This is a genomic window from Pelagerythrobacter marinus, from assembly GCF_034375205.1.
GTDB lineage: Bacteria > Pseudomonadota > Alphaproteobacteria > Sphingomonadales > Sphingomonadaceae > Pelagerythrobacter > Pelagerythrobacter marinus.
In genome coordinates this window covers 2,552,925-2,569,861 of the sequence record NZ_CP139719.1, presented here as the reverse complement: position 1 = coordinate 2,569,861, position 16,937 = coordinate 2,552,925, and the positions used below count along the sequence as shown (strand labels likewise).

18 protein-coding genes are annotated in these 16,937 nt (G+C 69.8%); 11 read left to right on the top strand and 7 right to left on the bottom strand.

Annotated features, from left to right (window positions below; all coding sequences use genetic code 11):
* Positions 1-651: a Tim44/TimA family putative adaptor protein gene (locus tag T8T98_RS12645; protein ID WP_251104891.1), complete on the bottom strand. Its 651-nt coding sequence runs from the start codon at positions 649-651 to the stop codon at positions 1-3.
* Between the two features lie 230 nt (positions 652-881).
* On the opposite strand from T8T98_RS12645, the gene secB reads away from it, so the two are divergent.
* The 4 genes from secB to T8T98_RS12625 all read left to right on the top strand — a co-directional run bounded on the left by secB (position 882) and on the right by T8T98_RS12625 (position 5,021).
* Entirely contained in the window at positions 882-1,406 is a 525-nt protein-coding gene (gene secB / locus T8T98_RS12640) for a protein-export chaperone SecB (protein WP_160734496.1), read from the top strand.
* Between the two features lie 37 nt (positions 1,407-1,443).
* Positions 1,444-3,015, top strand: a complete 1,572-nt coding sequence (gene murJ, locus T8T98_RS12635; RefSeq protein WP_251104892.1) for a murein biosynthesis integral membrane protein MurJ — start codon at positions 1,444-1,446, stop codon at positions 3,013-3,015.
* Between the two features lie 73 nt (positions 3,016-3,088).
* Positions 3,089-4,105 carry a tryptophan--tRNA ligase gene (gene trpS, locus T8T98_RS12630; protein WP_251104893.1) on the top strand — a complete coding sequence of 339 codons (1,017 nt, stop codon included), beginning with the start codon at positions 3,089-3,091 and terminating at the stop codon, positions 4,103-4,105.
* 205 nt (positions 4,106-4,310) lie between these two features.
* Positions 4,311-5,021 carry a DUF4136 domain-containing protein gene (locus T8T98_RS12625; RefSeq protein WP_160734499.1) on the top strand — a complete coding sequence of 237 codons (711 nt, stop codon included), beginning with the start codon at positions 4,311-4,313 and terminating at the stop codon, positions 5,019-5,021.
* 93 nt (positions 5,022-5,114) lie between these two features.
* Here the strand turns inward: T8T98_RS12625 and dut are convergent, their stop codons facing one another.
* On the bottom strand, positions 5,115-5,576 hold the full coding sequence (gene dut, locus T8T98_RS12620) for a dUTP diphosphatase (RefSeq protein ID WP_251104894.1): 462 nt from the start codon (positions 5,574-5,576) through the stop codon (positions 5,115-5,117).
* Positions 5,573-6,874, bottom strand: a complete 1,302-nt coding sequence (gene coaBC, locus T8T98_RS12615) for a bifunctional phosphopantothenoylcysteine decarboxylase/phosphopantothenate--cysteine ligase CoaBC (RefSeq protein ID WP_251104895.1) — start codon at positions 6,872-6,874, stop codon at positions 5,573-5,575. Before coaBC ends, dut begins: the two co-directional genes overlap by 4 nt.
* Positions 6,875-7,050: 176 nt before the next feature.
* On the opposite strand from coaBC, the gene T8T98_RS12610 reads away from it, so the two are divergent.
* The gene (locus T8T98_RS12610; protein ID WP_160734502.1) at positions 7,051-7,434 is read left to right on the top strand and encodes a DUF4345 family protein; all 384 of its coding nucleotides are present in this window, start codon (positions 7,051-7,053) and stop codon (positions 7,432-7,434) included.
* Positions 7,435-7,442: 8 nt separating this feature from the next.
* On the opposite strand, the gene T8T98_RS12605 is transcribed toward T8T98_RS12610, so the two are convergent.
* From T8T98_RS12605 to T8T98_RS12595, 3 genes are all read right to left on the bottom strand, one after another.
* Positions 7,443-7,871, bottom strand: a complete 429-nt coding sequence (locus tag T8T98_RS12605; RefSeq protein ID WP_251104896.1) for a hypothetical protein — start codon at positions 7,869-7,871, stop codon at positions 7,443-7,445.
* Between the two features lie 32 nt (positions 7,872-7,903).
* Positions 7,904-9,460 carry a 2-polyprenylphenol 6-hydroxylase gene (ubiB, locus tag T8T98_RS12600; RefSeq protein WP_251104897.1) on the bottom strand — a complete coding sequence of 519 codons (1,557 nt, stop codon included), beginning with the start codon at positions 9,458-9,460 and terminating at the stop codon, positions 7,904-7,906.
* Positions 9,461-9,608: 148 nt separating this feature from the next.
* Entirely contained in the window at positions 9,609-10,352 is a 744-nt protein-coding gene (locus T8T98_RS12595; RefSeq protein WP_251104898.1) for a class I SAM-dependent methyltransferase, read from the bottom strand.
* Positions 10,353-10,408: 56 nt separating this feature from the next.
* On the opposite strand from T8T98_RS12595, the gene mutM reads away from it, so the two are divergent.
* From mutM to T8T98_RS12575, 4 genes are all read left to right on the top strand, one after another.
* Complete coding sequence (mutM, locus tag T8T98_RS12590; RefSeq protein ID WP_160734506.1) at positions 10,409-11,224, top strand: bifunctional DNA-formamidopyrimidine glycosylase/DNA-(apurinic or apyrimidinic site) lyase; 816 nt, start codon at positions 10,409-10,411, stop codon at positions 11,222-11,224.
* 129 nt (positions 11,225-11,353) lie between these two features.
* Positions 11,354-11,614: a 30S ribosomal protein S20 gene (rpsT, locus tag T8T98_RS12585; protein ID WP_160734517.1), complete on the top strand. Its 261-nt coding sequence runs from the start codon at positions 11,354-11,356 to the stop codon at positions 11,612-11,614.
* 423 nt (positions 11,615-12,037) lie between these two features.
* Positions 12,038-13,504 carry a chromosomal replication initiator protein DnaA gene (dnaA, locus tag T8T98_RS12580; protein WP_251104899.1) on the top strand — a complete coding sequence of 489 codons (1,467 nt, stop codon included), beginning with the start codon at positions 12,038-12,040 and terminating at the stop codon, positions 13,502-13,504.
* Positions 13,505-13,765: 261 nt separating this feature from the next.
* Entirely contained in the window at positions 13,766-14,545 is a 780-nt protein-coding gene (locus T8T98_RS12575) for a HesA/MoeB/ThiF family protein (RefSeq protein ID WP_251104900.1), read from the top strand.
* Between the two features lie 66 nt (positions 14,546-14,611).
* Here the strand turns inward: T8T98_RS12575 and T8T98_RS12570 are convergent, their stop codons facing one another.
* Positions 14,612-15,310, bottom strand: coding sequence for an NAD-dependent deacylase (locus T8T98_RS12570; protein WP_251104901.1), 699 nt, complete (start codon positions 15,308-15,310; stop codon positions 14,612-14,614).
* A gap of 35 nt (positions 15,311-15,345) precedes the next feature.
* Between T8T98_RS12570 and dapB the strand changes: the two genes are divergently transcribed.
* Together dapB and nth are read left to right on the top strand one after the other, a co-directional pair.
* Entirely contained in the window at positions 15,346-16,083 is a 738-nt protein-coding gene (gene dapB / locus T8T98_RS12565; RefSeq protein ID WP_251104902.1) for a 4-hydroxy-tetrahydrodipicolinate reductase, read from the top strand.
* Positions 16,084-16,108: 25 nt separating this feature from the next.
* Entirely contained in the window at positions 16,109-16,774 is a 666-nt protein-coding gene (gene nth, locus T8T98_RS12560; RefSeq protein ID WP_160734512.1) for an endonuclease III, read from the top strand.
* The last annotated feature ends 163 nt before the right edge of the window (positions 16,775-16,937 follow it).

The following is a 16,937-nucleotide window of genomic DNA, read 5'->3' as shown; positions in this document are numbered from 1 at the left end:
TCAGCCCTCGTCGGTTTCGTCGAGCAGCCAGTTCGGATCGGCCGAATCGACGTTGCGGCTGAAAGTCCAGATGTCGCGGCTCTCGATCGCGTCGTCGAGCGAGCCGGCAACGACGTTGCCTTCGCGGTCGCGGGTGACCGCGGCGATATCGGCCACGAACAGCACCGCGATGCGCGCCTGCCGCCCTTCCAGGTGGGCGCTGTGCACGCTCGTATCCTCGATCCGGATCAGGCGGTTGTCGAGCGTTTCGCCCGCTTCCTCGCGCGCGGTGATGGCGGCATCGAACCCGGCATAGACATCCGCGTCGCACAGTTCCTTCAGCGTTTCGCGATCGCCGTTCCAGAACGCTTCGAGGATCATCGCGTAGGCGCCCTTGGCCCCTTCGAGGAAGGCCATGAGATCGAACGTGCGGTCCGCCGCGGCGATTTCCTGCACCCCGCGTTCGACCGCGGGGACGACCCCGGCGGCGCGCGGCACGGGGTTGGCCTGGCGCGGGACCGGCGCGGCCTGGGCGGTCGGTTCGCGTTTCGCCTTGTCGAAGCGGGTCGGAATCGCTTCCTCCTCGTGCTCGGCCCGGCGGCCGAGAACCGAATAGAGCCGCATGCCGAGGAAGGCCGCGATCATGGCGAGGATGACGATTTCGTAGATCACAAATTGCTGTCCGTTTGCCTTGCGGGGCGGCCAGGGGGCCGCGCCCGATCCAATCGTGCCCTAGATAGTGCCAAAATACAAATGAACAACGCGTGATGCCGCGCCTGCGGGCCGCGTCGTCGCAGCGGCGCGCCGCGAGTTGCGGGCCGGGGCCCGGGGTGCTAGGCGCGCGGCCGGGCCCGCCGCTGCGCGGGGATGTCAATTCACCTCTCGACGAAAGCGTATCCATCATGGCCGACGAAGGCGACGTGCTTACCGATCTCGACCTCGATCCCGCACCCAACGGCGCGGACAATCAGCCCGCAGCCGGGATCATCACCCAGTATGTGAAGGACATGTCGGTCGAAGTGCCCAACGCGCCGGCCTCGTTCCAGTGGAAGGACGCGCCGCAGGTCGATGTCCAGTTCAACATCGCCGCGCGCCAGATCGACGGCGAAGTCCACGAGGTCGAACTGAAGATCAACGCCACGGCCAAGGCCGAACAGGGCAATGCCTTCCTGGTCGAGGTCGCCTATTGCGGCCTCGTGGGGATGCGCAACCTGCCCGAGGACCAGGCCCACGCCTTCCTCTATGCCGAGGCGCCGCGCCTGCTGTTCCCCTTCGCCCGCCGGATCGTCGCCGACGCCAGCCGCGATGCCGGGCAGCAGCCGCTGGTGATCGACCCGATCGATTTCAACGGCCTCTATCTCCAGCGCCTCCAGGCCAAGAAGGCGGAAGAGGCGGCGGCGGCCGGCCAGCCAGCCGGCGAAGCCTGAGCCGGCGGCCACGGCCGGCCCCCGGGCGGACCCCGGCATGAGCCTGCTCAGGAACGTCGGGACGATCGGCGGGCTGACGATGGTCAGCCGGCTGTTCGGCTTCGTGCGCGACATGCTGCTCGCGCGCGTGCTCGGCGCGGGCGGGGTGGGCGACGCCTGGCAGCTGGCGTTCCAGCTGCCCAATATCTTCCGCCGCCTGTTTGCCGAAGGCGCCTTCGCCAGCGCCTTCGTGCCGCTGTTCAACCGGCGCATGGCCGGGCGCGACGACTTGTCCGAGGCACGCCGTTTCGCCGAGGAAGTGCTCGCCTTCCTGATCCCGGTGCTGATCGTGTTCGGCGCGCTGGCGCTGATCGCGATGCCATGGATCGCCGGCCTCTTCGCGAACGAGGGGATCGAAAGCGATCCCGAGCTGTTCGACCTCGCCGTGCTGATGGCGCGGATCGCCTTCCCCTATCTCGCCTTCATGAGCCTGGCGACGCTGTTCGCCGCGGTGCTCAACTCGCTGTCGCGCTTCGCGGCCGCGGCGGCCGCGCCGATCCTGCTCAACATCTGCCTGATCGCGGCGCTGGTCGTGGGCATGACCCTGGGCGACGGGGTCGCCGCGCGGCGCGCGACCGGCGAGCTCCTGGCCATCGCGGTCACCGTTTCGGGCCTGCTCCAGCTCCTGTGGCTCTGGGTCTGGGCGCACCGTTCGGGCTTTCGGATGCGGCTGCGCCGCCCGCGCCTTACCGGCGGGGTGAAGGAACTGGGCGTGCTGATCCTGCCTGCCGTGTTCGGCGCGGGGGTGTACCAGATCAGCCGCTTCATCGACCTGTTCTTCCTCGCCACCCTGCCCGACGGGGCCTATACCTTCCTCGCCATGGGCGACCGGCTGAACCAGCTGCCGCTGGGGATCATCGGGATCGCGCTCGGCACCGCGGTCCTGCCGGCGCTGTCGCGCCATATCGCCAGCGAGGATCACGACGCGGCCCGGCGCCTGCAATCGAACGCGATCGAGCTGGCCATGCTGCTGACCGTGCCCGCCGCGGTCGCGCTGTTCGTCACCGGCAGCGCGTTCACCCGCGCGTTCTATACCGGCGGGGCCTTCACCCTGTCCGACGCGATGGCGACCGGCGCTGTCACCTCGGCGCTCGTCGTCGGCCTGCCCGCCTATGTCCTGATCAAGGTGCTGGTGCCCAATTACTTCGCGCGCAAGGACACGCGCACGCCGGTCTATACCGCGCTCGCCGCGCTCGTGCTCAACGTCGCGCTCAACTTCCTGCTCGTGCCGCGGCTGGGCGTCGTCGGGCTGGCCCTGGCCGGGTCGATCGGGGCCTGGACCAATGTCGCCCTGCTTTACCTGCTGCTCGCGCGCGGCGACCGCTTCCGCCTGACCCTGCGCGTGGTGGGGCGGATCGCGCGGATCGCGCTGGCGGCCGCGCTGATGGGCGCGGCGCTGTGGTACCTCATGCCCTACGGCGCGCCGTACTACGCGGGCAGCGTGCTCGAACGGGTGGCGGCGATCGCCGCGCTGGTGGCGACCGGGGCCGCGATCTATTTCGCGCTGGCGGCCGTGCTGGGCGTGCTCGACCGGGCGACGGTGACGCGCCTGATGCGCCGCGAGGGTTGACATCGGGCGGCCGGGGCCGGAAGCGCCGGTTCATTCCAACCCCGGGGCCAGCGCCCCCAGCGACAGGATCGTCATGCGCATCGTTTCCGGCATCCAGCCCACCGGCAATCTCCATCTCGGAAATTACCTCGGGGCGATCCGCAACTGGGTGCGGATGCAGGACGAACTGGCCGAAGGCGGCGAATGCCTGTTCTTCCTGGCCGACCTGCACGCGATCTCGATGCTGCACGAGCCCGCCGCGCTGCACCGCGCGACGCTGGAGATGGTCGCCGCGCTGGTCGCCTGCGGGATCGACCCGGATCGCTCGGTCCTGTTCAACCAGGCCCAGGTCCCCGCCCATGCGGAGCTGCAATGGCTGCTGAACGGCACCGCGCGGATGGGCTGGCTGAACCGGATGACGCAGTTCAAGGACAAGAGCGGGAAGAACCGCGAAGGCGCCAGCGCCGCGCTGTTCACTTATCCCGTGCTCCAGGCGGCCGACGTCCTGCTGTACCAGACGACGCACGTGCCCGTGGGTGAGGACCAGAAACAGCACCTGGAGCTGGCGCGCGACGTGGCGCAGAAGTTCAACAACGATTTCGCCAGCGAGGACGCGCCGGTCTTCACCCTGCCCGAACCGATCACCCCGCCCGAGGCGGCGCGGATCATGAGCCTGCGCGACGGCAGCCGCAAGATGAGCAAGTCCGACCCGTCGGACATGGCGCGCATCAACCTGACCGACGATGCCGACACGATCGTGAAGAAGATCAAGAAGGCGAAGACCGATCCCGAGCCGCTGCCGTCCGAGGCGGCCGGCCTGGCCGAGCGGCCCGAGGCGCAGAACCTCGTCGCGATCTACGGCGCGCTGTCGGGCGAGACGGTCGATGCGGTCCTCGCGCGGTTCGGCGGGCAGGGCTTCGGTGCGTTCAAGCCCGCGCTGGCCGAGCTGATGGTCGAAGCGATCGCGCCGATCACCGCGCGCTTTCGCGGCCTGCTGGAAGACCGCGAGGCGCTCGACGCGATCCTCGCCCGGGGCGCGGCGCGGGCGCGCGAACGGGCCGCGCCGACGCTGGAGGCGGCCTATCGCGCGCTGGGCCTGGTGCGCGGGTAGCGGGCGCAGTAGCGGGCGCAGTAACGCGTTGGGGGGCTGCGCGGGGGCGGACCAACAAATCGTTATTATTCAGTCGCTTTGGCCCGGCGGACATTCAATCCACGTTCAGCCCGCCGGCTTTACAACACGCCCCATCGATGACAGCGTGCACCGGTGTGAGGGACGGGACGCGCTATGCGTTGCTGTTTCCAAAGGGGATAACACGATGAACACCCACAAGAAAAACTGGGGTCGCGCAATCAGGCTGGCGGCGGTGCCGCTGCTGCTCGCCGGGCTGGCCGCCTGCGCCACGCCGTTCAAGGCCGACGTTTCGCGCTTCCAGTCGCAATTGCCCGCCCCGCAGGGCCAGACGTTCGCGGTCGTGGCCGACGACCCGGCGCTCGCCGGCGGGCTCGAGTTCGCGCAATATGCCGACTACGTCGAGGCCGAGATGGCGCGCCTCGGCTATAGCCAGGCCGCGCCCGAAGACGCGACGCTGCTGGTCCGCTTCGACTACGGCGTCGACAACGGGCGCGAGCGGGTCCGCTCGACCCCCGGCTATCGCGATCCGTTCTACGATCCGTGGTACGGTTTCTCGCGCCGCCCGGTCTATGTCCGCACGCCGCACGGCTACCGCGTGGCCTATGTCCCCGCCCGGTCGTGGGGCTATGGCTTCTACGATCCGTGGTTCGGCGGGCGCGACGTGCGCAGTTACACCGTCTATACCAGCGGGATCGACCTGAAGATCGACCGCGCGGCCGACGGCACCCGCCTGTTCGAAGGCAAGGCGGAAGCGGTCTCGACCTCCAACCGGCTGCAGTACCTGGTGCCCAACCTGGTCGATGCCATGTTCACCGATTTCCCCGGCAACTCGGGCGAGACGGTGCGCATCTCGATCAAGCCGGAAGGCGAGAAGACGATCCGCGCGATCGACTGACCGCAGGCGGCGGCATCCGCGATCACCGAAGGGGCGGGCCTGCGCGAGCGGGTCCGCCTTTTTCGTGCCCCGTGGCCCCTTCGTCCGGCGATGTCAGGCGAGCGCGGCGTGCCCCCCGGTCGAGCCGAAGCCGCCCGCGCCGCGCGCGGTCTCGTCGAGGTCGTCGACTTCTTCCCACCCGGCGCGGGTCACGGGGGCGAGCACGAGCTGGGCCACGCGCTCGCCGCGCGCGATCGCGAAAGCCTCGCTGCCGTGGTTGACCAGGATGACCTTCAGCTCGCCGCGATAGTCCGAATCGATCGTGCCCGGCGCATTGGGGACCGAGATCCCGTGCTTGAGCGCGAGGCCCGAGCGCGGGCGGACCTGGATCTCGTAGCCCGGCGGAATCGCCAGCGCGAGCCCGGTCGCGACCGCGTGGCGCGCGCCGGGGGGCAGGGTCACGTCCTCGGCGGCGACGACGTCCATCCCCGCCGCCCCCTGCGTGGCGTAGCGCGGCAGGTCGAGCCCTTCGCCATGGGGCAGGCGCTTGATCTTCACGGGGATCGTATCGGTCATTCGGTTTCAACCGTCTCCAGGTGGCTGGCAATGCGCGCGACCAGCGTGCGCGCGAGATCCGTCTTGGCCATGCGTTCGAGCGTCTCGACCCCTTGCGCGGTGACGATGTGGGCGCGGTTGTGATCGCCCCCCATCACGCTTTCGCCGCGGTCGCCCGAAACGTCGTTGGCGACGATCCAGTCGGCGCCCTTGCGCTCGCGCTTGGCGCGCGCGTTGGCGACCACGTCCTCGGTCTCGGCCGCGAAGCCGATCAGGAGCCCGGGCCGCGTCTTCCCGGCGGCAAGGCCGGCGAGGATGTCGGGGTTCTCGGTCAGCGCCAGATCGGGCAGGCCGGTGCGGGCCTTCTTCATCTTCTGCCCGGCGACGTCGCGCGTGCGCCAGTCGGCGACGGCGGCGACCATGATCGCGACGTCGGCGGGCAGGGCGCCATCGACCGCGCTTGCCATCTCGCGCGCGGATTCGACGTCGATCCGGTCGACCCCGTGCGGCGTGTCCAGCGCGACCGGGCCGGCCACCAGCGTCACCCGCGCGCCGGCCTCCGCCGCGGCGGCGGCAATGGCGAAGCCCTGTTTCCCGCTCGACCGGTTGGCGATGTAGCGGACCGGGTCGATCGGCTCGTGCGTCGGCCCGGCGGTCACCAGGACGTGGCGGCCGTAGAGCGGGCGGTGGTCGGGCGCGGCATCGAAATCGGGCTGTCCGGAAAGGAGGTCCGCCCCGCCGCCTCCGGCCAGGCGCGCGCGGATCGCGGCATCGATCGCCTCCGGCTCCGGCAGGCGGCCGGGGCCATATTCGCCGCAGGCCATCGGCCCTTCGTCGGGTTCGAGCACCTCGACCCCGCTCTGGCGCAGCCAGGCGACGTTGCGCTGCGTCGCCGCGTGCTGCCACATGCGCACGTTCATCGCCGGCACCGCCATGACCGGCTTGTCGGTCGCGAGGATCAGCGTCGTCGCCAGGTCGTCGGCGATCCCGGCGGCCATTTTCGCCAGCAGGTCGGCGCTGGCCGGGCAGACCACGACCAGGTCGGCCTCGCGGCTGAGCTGGATATGGCCCATCTCGGCCTCGTTCCTGAGATCCCACAGCGTGGTATAGACGGGGTTTTCCGACAGGGCGGCGAGCGTCATCGGGGTGACGAACTGCTGCCCGCCCTCGGTCACGACGCAAGTGACCGCGCCCCCGCCCTTGCGGATCAGGCGGACGAGTTCGCACGCCTTGTAGGCGGCAATGCCCCCGCCGACGACGAGGAGGATGCGCGGCGTCGCGGCCCCCGCCTCGGCACCGGCCGTCTTGTCACCGGTCATCGCAGATCGTCCTTCCTTTCACCGCGCGAACCTAGCCGCGCGCTGCGCCGCGTGCCAGCCCGCAGCGGGCGGCGGCACGAATTGCCTGGTGGTATATCGCGCCGAACCTGTAAACATCGCGCCAACGACGCGGGCGGCCTGCGCCGCCCGGGGGCGAAACGATGGGGAGAGGAACGATGCGGATCTTGCTGACGGCGCTCATTTTCGTGGGCGGGCTGTTCTATTTCGTCACCGGGCTGGGTTTCCTGGTCGATCCGGTCAACTCGGGCGCGACCTTCGGCCTCACCGCCTCGGGCGCGGACGGGCTTTCGACGATGCGCGCGGACATGACCGCGTTCTTCGTCGTCGCCGCCACCTGCATGCTGTTCGGCGCCTGGCGGCGCAACGGCGACGTGCTGCTGGTGCCGGCGGGGCTGTTCGGCATCGCGCTGCTCGGCCGGATCGTCAGCGTCGCGGCCGACGGGACCGAGCCGGGATTCTGGCTGCCGATGGCGGTCGAGGCGATCACGGTCGTCGTGCTGCTGGTGGCGAGCCGCGTCCTGCCGCACCCCGCGACCTGAGCCGCCCGTCAGGCGAAGATGTCGAGATCGACCGCGGTTCTCGCGGCGATCTTGCGCGCGACCATCCGGTGACAGAGCAGCGCGCCCAGCAGGCCGAGGGCCGCGGCGAAGGCGCTGGCCACCAGCAGCGCCGCGACATCCTCTTCGATCGACAGGCCGAACAGGGCCCCGATGGCCCCGCCCACTGCCGTGCCGGAGGCGGCCCATGCCATCCGCGTGGCCCAGCGCGGATCGCTCGCCGCCAGGCGAACCATCGGCGTTCCTGCGATCAGCGCCGCCGGGGTGGCGACGATCAGCCCGAAAGCCGCACCGAAGACCAGAACGATCATCAGAAACCCGCCGCCCGATCCGCCGCCTGTGATGAGGGATATGACGACCAGAACGAACCCGCCGACCACGCCTAGAACCGGTCCGGTCAGCAGTGCCGGGCCCAGCATTGCCCGGAAGGCCTGTCCCCACTCCACCGCGCTCAGCCGATCCAGCCCAGCGCCATTGCCCCCCAGGCCGTGCCGCCGCCGGCCAGCGCGGCCAGCAGGTAGCCGGGCCAGCCGCGCCGCTTGCGCTCGCGCCGCTGCCACATCAGTTCGACCGGCGGCAGGGGCGGCGGCTCGGGCGCGCCACCGCGCGGGGGATAGCGATCCTCTATCCGCCGCACGAGGTCGGGGATGCGCAGCAGGGTCGCGGTGTCTTCGCGGATCCGGTCGGCCAGCGCCGCCTCCGGCCCCAGCTCGTCGCGGATCCAGCTGCGCACGAAGGGGGCGGAAACGTCCCACATGTTGATTTCGGGGTGGAGCTGGGTCGCGATCCCTTCGACCATGACCATCGTCTTCTGCAGCAGCAGCAGGTGCGGCTGGGTCTGCATGTCGAAATCGCGGGTGATCGCGAACAGCCCGTCGAGCATCTGCCCGACCGACAGCTCGCTGACCGGCTTGCCGCGCATCGGCTCCCCCACCGCGCGCAGCGCGGTCGCGAACTCGTCCACCGAGTGATAGCTGGGCACGTATTGCGCCTCGAAATGGATCTCGGCCACGCGGCGGTAATTGCCGGTGGTCAGGCCGTAGAGGATTTCCGCCAGCCACTGGCGCGCCTGCCGGTCGATCCGGCCCATGATCCCGAAATCGATCGCCACGATCGTCCCGTCCCCGCGCACGAACAGGTTCCCCTGGTGCATGTCGGCGTGGAAGAACCCGGCGCTGATCGCCTGGCGCAGGAAGGCGAGGACCAGCCGGCGGGCGAGGTCGGGCAGGTCGTGCCCGGCCGCGACCAGGGCATCGCGGTCGGATATCTTGATCCCGTCCACCCATTCGACCGTCATCACCCGGCCATTGGTCCGGTCCCAGTCCACTTGCGGGATATGATAGCGTTCGACGCCGTGCATCGCCTCGGCCAGCTCGCTGGCGGAGGCCGCCTCGCGCCGCAGGTCCAGCTCGCGGTTGGTCCAGCGCTTGAAATTGGCGATCGTCAGGCGCGGGCGCAGCCGGGCCGCCTCGCCGCCCAGCGCCTCGAGATGGGCGGCGGCCCATTCGTACGTCTGGATATCGCGCGCGAAGCGTTCGCGAATGCCCGGCCGCAGGACCTTGATCGCGACCTGCCGCCCGTCGGTCGTGACCGCGCGGTGGACCTGCGCGATCGAGGCCGCGCCCACCGGCACCGGGTCGATCCGTTCGAACAGCGTTTCCACCGGCTGGCCGAAACTGGCCGCGATCGCCTGCTCGATCTCGCCGAAGGGAACCGGCGGCAGGCTGTCCTGCAGCGCGAGGAGGTTGCGCGCCGCGTCCTCGCCGACGAGGTCGGGGCGGGTGGCGAGCGACTGGCCCAGCTTGATCGCGGCCGGGCCGATCGCGCTGAAGGCCCCGGCATAGTCGGGCTGTCGCGGCTGGAACGTGCCGAACCGCGCGAGCCGCGCGAGCCGCTTGACCGGGCCGGGGGTATTGGGATCGTTCTCGATCCCGCGCAGCGCGCCGTGCCGGGCGAGCGTGCGGCCCCATTTCAGCAGGCGGAAGATATGGGTGGCGGGCTTGGTCATGCGAAACCCTCCCTCTCCCCTTCAGGGGAGGGGGTCGGGCCTTCAGGGGAGGGGGTCGGGGGGAGGGGGACGATGCACGGCGCCGCGCAAGATCCCCCTCTCCCAACCCTCTTCCCCATGGGGGAGAGGGCTATTCCGGTCGGCCAACTCACACTTTCCACCCCGAATGGATCGCGACCAGGCCGCCGAGGATCGGCTCCACCCGCGTCTGCGCGAAGCCGGCATCGCGGATCATGCCCTCGAACTCGGGCATCGTCGGAAAGCGGCGGATCGATTCGACGAGGTAGCGATAGCTGTCCGCGTCGCCGGCGATCGCCTGCCCGATCTGCGGCACGACCTTGTGCGAATAGAGATCGTAGATCTCGCTGAAACCCGGCCACTGCGTGCTGGAAAACTCCAGGCAGAAGAAGCGCCCGCCGTACTTGAGCACGCGGTGCGCCTCGGCCAGGGCCTTGTCGATCCGGGTCACGTTGCGAATGCCGAAGGCGATCGTATAGGCATCGAACATGGCGCGCGGATAGCCGAGCCGTTCGGCGTCCTGGCACGACCAGGCGAGGCCGGTCAGGCCGCGTTCGATCGCCCGCTCGATCCCGACGTCGAGCATGTCCTGGTTGATGTCGGCCACCGTCACTTCGGCCCCGCGGTCGGCCAGGCGGAAGGCGATGTCGCCGGTGCCGCCGGCCATGTCGAGGATCGCCTCGCCCGGCTGCGGCTTCACCCGGCGGACGAAGCGGTCCTTCCACAAGCGGTGCATCCCGCCCGACATGGCGTCGTTCATCACGTCGTACTTCGCCGCCACGCTGGAAAAGACCGCGCCCACGCGGGCGCTCTTTTCCTCTGGGGGTACGTCTTCGTAGCCGAAGGAAACCCGCTCGCCATGCAGTTCGCTCATGCACCGGGCCTTAGGGGGAATTGCCGCTCCGGCAAAGGGTGTTACAGCACCGGGCAATGCCCGAATTGCCCGAAGTCGAAACCACCGTGCGCGGGCTCGCCCGCCATCTCGAAGGCGAGCGGATCGTGCGCGTCGCGGTCAACCGGCCCGACATGCGCCGCCCGTTCCCGCCCGATCTCGCGCAGATGCTCACCGGCGCGCGGGTGACCGGGCTGGGGCGGCGGGCCAAGTTCGGCCTCGTCCATACCGACCGCGGGCAGACGCTGGTGTTCCACCTGGGGATGAGCGGGCGGTGGCGAATCGACCCGGCGAAGGCGGAGCGGCACGATCACCTCGTGCTCGAGACCGCCGATCATCGCTTCGCGCTCAACGATGCGCGCCGGTTCGGGTGGGTGGACCTGGTCGAGACCGCGGCCCTCGACGAGGCGCCGGCATTCGCCGCGATGGGGCCCGAGCCGCTCGGCCCCGGCCTGACCGCGCGCCACCTCCGGGCCGCGCTCGCCGGGCGCAGGCAGGCGATCAAGCTCCTCCTGCTCGACCAGCGGATCGTCGCCGGGCTGGGCAATATCTACGTCTGCGAGGCGCTGTTCCGCGCGCGGATCGATCCGCGCAAGGCCGGCGGGCGGGTGTCGCGCGCGGCGCTGGAACGGCTGGTGCCGGCGATCCGCGAGGTGCTCGAACAGGCGATCGCCGACGGGGGATCGAGCCTGCGCGACTATGCCCGGCCCGACGGGGAACTGGGCTATTTCGCGACCCGCTTCGCCGTCTACGGGCGCGAGGGGGAGCCGTGCCACAGGCGCGACGGCGGGACCGTGCGCCGCCTGGCCCAGGGCGGGCGCAGCACGTGGTTCTGCCCGCGCTGCCAGCGGTGACGGGTGTGCTTGACGATTCGCGTCCCCGCCGCTAAGGCGCGCGCTTTCCGGCGGGCGAACCGCCGCTTTGCCGCACGATTATTCGAAGGAATCCGGCTTCCGCAAGCGGGGCCCGAGACAAGGACGAACATGGCCAACACGCCACAAGCCAAGAAGCGTATCCGCCGCAACGAACGCCGCGCCCAGATCAACGGCGCGCGCATGAGCCGCATCCGCAACTTCGTGAAGAAGGCCGAGGCCGCGATCGAAGGCGGCGACAAGCAGGCCGCCGCCGACGCGCTGCGCGCCGCGCAGCCCGAACTGGCCCGCGGCGTCGCCCGCGGCGTGATCCACAAGAACACCGCGGCGCGCAAGCTGTCGCGTCTGTCCAAGCGGGTCGCGGCGCTCTGATTCGCCGTGCCCCGCCCGGGGCATGACAGTCTGAAGACGGTAACGGGGCTGGCGCGCTGAGCGCCGGCCCCGTTTCGTTACAGAACGAAGACAGCCGGCCGCTGCGAAACCCGCAGAAGTGCGCGATTCGCCGGGCTGCCAGACGGGTTATCGCGATAAATCAGCGACTTGAACGGAGGGCTGCGGCCTAGGCCCGAGTCAACTTGTTTATTTCGGATTTTTTGCAGGGCGGCCTCTTGCGACTCAATCGAACCCCTTCAATAAGGGGAACTTCGGCACGGGGCGGGACAGCTGGTGCCTCTAAAAGCATTGGTCGCATCGCACGCAGCCCGGGATGGAGGTGATTCCGGGCATGGAGAGGCTTTGCCCAATGCGCGTGGGACATGGCGCCGGCTTGCGGGTCGGGGAACGAAGAGGCGGGTAATGGCGAGCAAGGTCGGCGAAGCGAACGCTCGGGCAGGAAAGGGGCAAGAGGAATCGATGGAGGACCTGGAGGCAGTGAACCTGGCGGCGGATTGGTCGGACATCAGCCAGGGCCTGCGAAAGGATCTCGGTCACCAGCTCCATAGCCAGTGGATCAAGCCGATCCAGCTCGGCGGCTTTTGCAAGGATACCGGCACGCTCGATCTCTACCTGCCGACCGAATTTTCCGCCAACTGGGTCCAGGACCGCTTCGCCGACCGGCTCTCGCTGGCATGGAAGATCGCGCGCAGCGAAGTGCGCAACGTGCGCATCTCGGTCCACCCGGGCCGGCGCAAGCTGCCCGAGCTGAGCCTGGGGGGCGACAGCCACCGCCCGGCCAACGATGCCGATTCCTCGATGATCGCGGTCGCCGCCGGCACGATCGGCGAACAGGGCTTCACGTCCTCGGTCGGGCTCGACCCCTCGCTGACGTTCGCCGCCTTCGTCACCGGCGAATCGAACGTGCTCGCCTGCAACGCGGCGCAGCGCATGGCGGCGAGCGAGAAGCCGCAGTTCTCCCCCCTCTACCTCAAGGCCGCGACCGGGCAGGGCAAGACGCACCTGCTCCACGCGATCGGCCATGCCTACCTGTCGAGCCACCCGCGCGCGCGGATCTTCTACTGCAGCGCCGAGCGCTTCATGGTCGAGTTCGTCCAGGCGCTGAAACAGAACCAGATGATCGAGTTCAAGGCGCGCCTGCGCAGCTTCGACCTGCTGCTGGTGGACGATATCCAGTTCATCATCGGCAAGGCCAGCGCGCAGGAAGAACTGCTCTACACGATCGACGCGCTGCTGGCCGAAGGCAAGCGGCTGGTCTTCGCCGCCGACCGCGCGCCGCAGGCATTGGACGGGGTCGAACCGCGCCTGCTCTCGCGCCTGTCGATGGGCCTCGTCGCCGATATCGCGCCGGCCGACATCGAGCTGCGCCGCTCGATCCTCGAATCGAAGCTGACTCGCTTCGCCCCGCTTTCGGTACCCGAGGACGTGATCGATTTCCTCGCCCGCACGATCACGCGCAACGTGCGCGAACTGGTCGGCGGGCTGAACAAGCTGATCGCCTATGCTCAGCTCACCGGGCAGGAAGTCTCGCTCCAGCTCGCCGAGGAGCAGCTGACCGACATCCTCTCGGCCAATCGCCGGCGCATCACGATCGACGAGATCCAGCGCACCGTGTGCCAGTTCTACCGCATCGACCGCGCCGAAATGTCGAGCAAGCGCCGCGCCCGCGCGGTCGTGCGTCCGCGCCAGGTGGCAATGTACCTGTCGAAGGTCCTGACGCCGCGCTCCTACCCCGAGATCGGGCGCAAGTTCGGCGGCCGCGACCATTCGACCGTGATCCACGCCGTCCGCCTGATCGAGGACCTGCGCCAGCGCGACGCCGACATGGACGGCGACGTGCGCAGCCTGCTGCGGCAGCTGGAGAGTTAAGGGGTTTTTCTTGTGTTTTCGAGCGGCCATCCGGCCGCTCGTCCTCGCGGTCCGCTGATCGCGGACCGAACCCGTCCAGGCCAACACCGCATCGCGATGGTTCGGTCGGCGCCCAGCCGACCGCAAGCGCGACCGCGCGCCCGCAGCGACCGAAGGGAGCGAGGATAGCCAAGGCCGCGGATGCGGCCGCCGGCGCCTGAGGCACAAACAACCCCCCCCCCCCCGCTTGAGAGCGGGACCAAAGAGTGCCAACAGCCCTTCATGGCCCTGCCCCCCGACCGCATCGACCGCTTCGCGCGCCACATCGTCCTGCCCGAGATCGGGGGCGCGGGGCAGGTCGCGCTGGCCGAGCGGCACGTCGCGCTGGTCGGGCTGGGCGGTATCGGCAGCCCGGCGCTGCAATATCTCGCGGGCGCCGGCATCGGGCGCTTCACCCTGATCGACGACGGCCGGGTCGAGCTGTCCAACCTCCAGCGCCAGACGATCTATGCCGAGCGCGACGTGGGCCACGGCAAGGCCGTGTCGGCGCGGCGCTGGCTGGCCAATTTCGACCAGGCGATCGCGGTCGAGCTGGCCGACCGCCGGGTCGGGGCGGACACGGCCCGCGCGGCGATCGCCGGGGCGGACCTGGTGCTCGACGGGACCGACAACTTCGCCACCCGGCTGGCGATTTCCGACGCCTGCGTGGCGAGCGGCATTCCCCTGCTCTCGGCGGCGGTGGGCCGGTTTCAGGGACAGGTCGGCGCCTTCGCCGGGCACTTGCCGGGCGAGGCATGCTATCGCTGCTACGTCGGCGATGCCTTCGATGCCGACGATTGCGACACTTGCGCCGAAGACGGGATGCTGGGCGCGATGTCGGGCTGGACCGGCACGTTCGCGGCCATGCAGGCGGTGCGCGTCCTGCTCGATGACAAGTCCGCCTTCGGCGATCCGCAGTGGGGCCGCCTGCACCTTCTCGACGGCCTCAAGCCCGCAATGCGCACCTTGCGGATCGCGAAGGACCCGGCGTGCCGAGGCTGCGGCACACCGCCGGACGCCTGATCCCGCACCGATCCGGTCATGCCGTGGATTCCCGCCCTCGCGGCGATGACAGGCTATCGGCGGATCTCACCCCAGCATCTCGTCCACCCAGGCCGGGACCAGTTCGCCTGCCGGGCCGAGGCGGGTCTCGTCGAACCAGGCCGAACCCTGGCTGCGTTCGAGGTTGAGTTCCAGCGTTTGCGTGCCGAGTTCGCGCGCCTCGCGCACGAAGCCGGCGGCCGGGTAGACCGCGCCCGAGGTGCCGATCGAAACGAACAGGTCCGCGGCCCGCAAGGCGCCGTAGATCCGTTCCATTTCATAGGGCATCTCGCCGAACCACACGACGTCGGGCCGCAGTGCGCGCGCGCCGCAGGCGGGGCAGGGCGGGCGGTCGATCAGCGGCCCGGTCCAGCGCGAGCGCGCGTCGCAGGCCGTGCACCAGGCGTTGAGGTGGGTGCCGTGCATGTGCAGCACCCGCCGCGCGCCGGCGCGTTCGTGCAGGTCGTCGACGTTCTGCGTCACGATCAGCAGGTCGCCCGGCCATTCGGCATCGAGCCGGGCCAGCGCCGCGTGCGCCCGGTTCGGCTCCTTCTCCTGGATCGCCGCGCGCCGCATGTCGTAGAAGCGCAGGACCAGGTCGGGGTCGCGCGCGAAGGCCTCGGGCGTGGCGACGTCTTCCACCCGGTGTTGTTCCCACAAGCCCCCGCCGCCGCGAAAGGTGTCGATCCCGCTTTCGGCGCTGACGCCTGCGCCGGTGAGGATGACGATGTTGCGAATGTCTGCCATGGCGGCCATGAAGCACGCGGTTTCGGGGAAGCGCAATGGCACGGATCGGCATTATCGGCAGCGAGGGGCGCATGGGGCAGGCGCTGGCCCGCGCGATCGCGGACGCGGGGCACGAGGGGGCCGGCGGGATCGACCGCGGGGGCGACCCGGCCGCCCTGGCCGACCGGAGCGACGTGCTGGTCGATTTCTCCGCCCCCGTCGCGCTGGAGGCGAACCTGCACGCCGCGATCGGCGCGGGCATTCCGATCGTGATCGGCACGACCGGGCTGGAGGATCGCCATCACCGGGCGATCGACAATGCCGCGCGCCAGGTCGCGGTGCTGCAGACCGGCAATACCTCGCTCGGCGTCACGCTGCTCGCACGACTGGTGCGCGAGGCGGCGGCGAGCCTCGGGCCGGAATGGGACATCGAGATCGTCGAGATGCACCACCGGATGAAAGTCGATGCCCCTTCGGGCACCGCGCTCCTGCTGGGGGAGGCGGCGGCGGCCGGGCGGGGGATCGATCTTGCCGATCACCGCGAGAGCGGGCGCGACGGCCACACCGGCGCGCGGCAATCGGGCGCGATCGGCTTCGCCGCGCTGCGCGGCGGCACGGTCGCGGGCGAACACAGCGTCATCGTCGCGGGGGAGGAAGAACGCCTGACGCTTTCGCACAGCGCGGAAAACCGGATGATCTTCGCCCGCGGCGCGGTCAAGGCGGCGCAGTGGCTGATCGGGCGCGATGCCGGGCGCTACGCGATGGACGACATCCTCTCGCCGGTCGCTTCGTGACCTGCCTGCCGGCCGCGTTCCCGCGATGACGAAAGACCGGATCTTCGAGTTCTTCCGCCGCCTGGCCGAGGACAATCCCGCGCCGGAGACCGAGCTGGAATATGGCAATGCCTACCAGCTCGTGGTCGCGGTCGCGCTCTCGGCCCAGGCGACCGACGTCGGGGTGAACAAGGCCACCCGCCGCCTGTTCGCCGAAGTCGAGACGCCCGAACAGATGCTGGCGCTGGGCGAGGAAGGACTGAAGGAACACATCAAGACGATCGGCCTGTTCAATTCCAAGGCGAAGAACGTGATCGCGCTGTCGCGGATGCTGGTCGAGGAATACGGCAGCGAGGTGCCCGACCGGCGCGAAGACCTGGTCCGCCTGCCCGGGGTCGGGCGCAAGACCGCCAATGTCGTGCTCAACTGCTGGTTCGGGCAGGAAACCTTCGCGGTCGACACGCATATCCTGCGGGTCGGCAACCGCACCGGACTTGCCAAGGGGAAGACGCCCGAACAGGTCGAGGCGAAGCTGGAAAAGCGCGTCCCGGCCCCGTTCCGCCTCGGCGCGCACCACTGGCTGATCCTCCACGGTCGCTACGTCTGCAAGGCGCGCACGCCCGAATGTTGGCGATGCCCGGTGGAGGACTTGTGCTCGTTCCGCAAGAAAGTGCTCGAACCGCCCCCCACGCGCCGCAAGGCCGCGGGGTAGGAGCACGGCCTGCACGGTCGAGGGGCCGCGGCACGGGACGGGATTCGGGGGGCCATTCCTCCTCCCGCATTGTAGGTGCCGGGCGGCACGATGGATGCTGAAACACGTTCAGCATGACGGGTGGGGGCGGCGGGAAGGCACGCTCTCCGCAACGCGAGCTCCT

Coding starts and splice junctions, on each gene's coding strand:
- secB (WP_160734496.1), top strand. CDS start 882: ATGGCCGACGAAGGCGACGTGCTTACCGATCTCGACCTCGATCCCGCA.
- murJ (WP_251104892.1), top strand. CDS start 1,444: ATGAGCCTGCTCAGGAACGTCGGGACGATCGGCGGGCTGACGATGGTC.
- trpS (WP_251104893.1), top strand. CDS start 3,089: ATGCGCATCGTTTCCGGCATCCAGCCCACCGGCAATCTCCATCTCGGA.
- T8T98_RS12625 (WP_160734499.1), top strand. CDS start 4,311: ATGAACACCCACAAGAAAAACTGGGGTCGCGCAATCAGGCTGGCGGCG.
- dut (WP_251104894.1), bottom strand. CDS start 5,576: ATGACCGATACGATCCCCGTGAAGATCAAGCGCCTGCCCCATGGCGAA.
- coaBC (WP_251104895.1), bottom strand. CDS start 6,874: ATGACCGGTGACAAGACGGCCGGTGCCGAGGCGGGGGCCGCGACGCCG.
- T8T98_RS12610 (WP_160734502.1), top strand. CDS start 7,051: ATGCGGATCTTGCTGACGGCGCTCATTTTCGTGGGCGGGCTGTTCTAT.
- T8T98_RS12605 (WP_251104896.1), bottom strand. CDS start 7,871: ATGCTGGGCCCGGCACTGCTGACCGGACCGGTTCTAGGCGTGGTCGGC.
- ubiB (WP_251104897.1), bottom strand. CDS start 9,460: ATGACCAAGCCCGCCACCCATATCTTCCGCCTGCTGAAATGGGGCCGC.
- T8T98_RS12595 (WP_251104898.1), bottom strand. CDS start 10,352: ATGAGCGAACTGCATGGCGAGCGGGTTTCCTTCGGCTACGAAGACGTA.
- mutM (WP_160734506.1), top strand. CDS start 10,409: ATGCCCGAATTGCCCGAAGTCGAAACCACCGTGCGCGGGCTCGCCCGC.
- rpsT (WP_160734517.1), top strand. CDS start 11,354: ATGGCCAACACGCCACAAGCCAAGAAGCGTATCCGCCGCAACGAACGC.
- dnaA (WP_251104899.1), top strand. CDS start 12,038: ATGGCGAGCAAGGTCGGCGAAGCGAACGCTCGGGCAGGAAAGGGGCAA.
- T8T98_RS12575 (WP_251104900.1), top strand. CDS start 13,766: ATGGCCCTGCCCCCCGACCGCATCGACCGCTTCGCGCGCCACATCGTC.
- T8T98_RS12570 (WP_251104901.1), bottom strand. CDS start 15,310: ATGGCAGACATTCGCAACATCGTCATCCTCACCGGCGCAGGCGTCAGC.
- dapB (WP_251104902.1), top strand. CDS start 15,346: ATGGCACGGATCGGCATTATCGGCAGCGAGGGGCGCATGGGGCAGGCG.
- nth (WP_160734512.1), top strand. CDS start 16,109: ATGACGAAAGACCGGATCTTCGAGTTCTTCCGCCGCCTGGCCGAGGAC.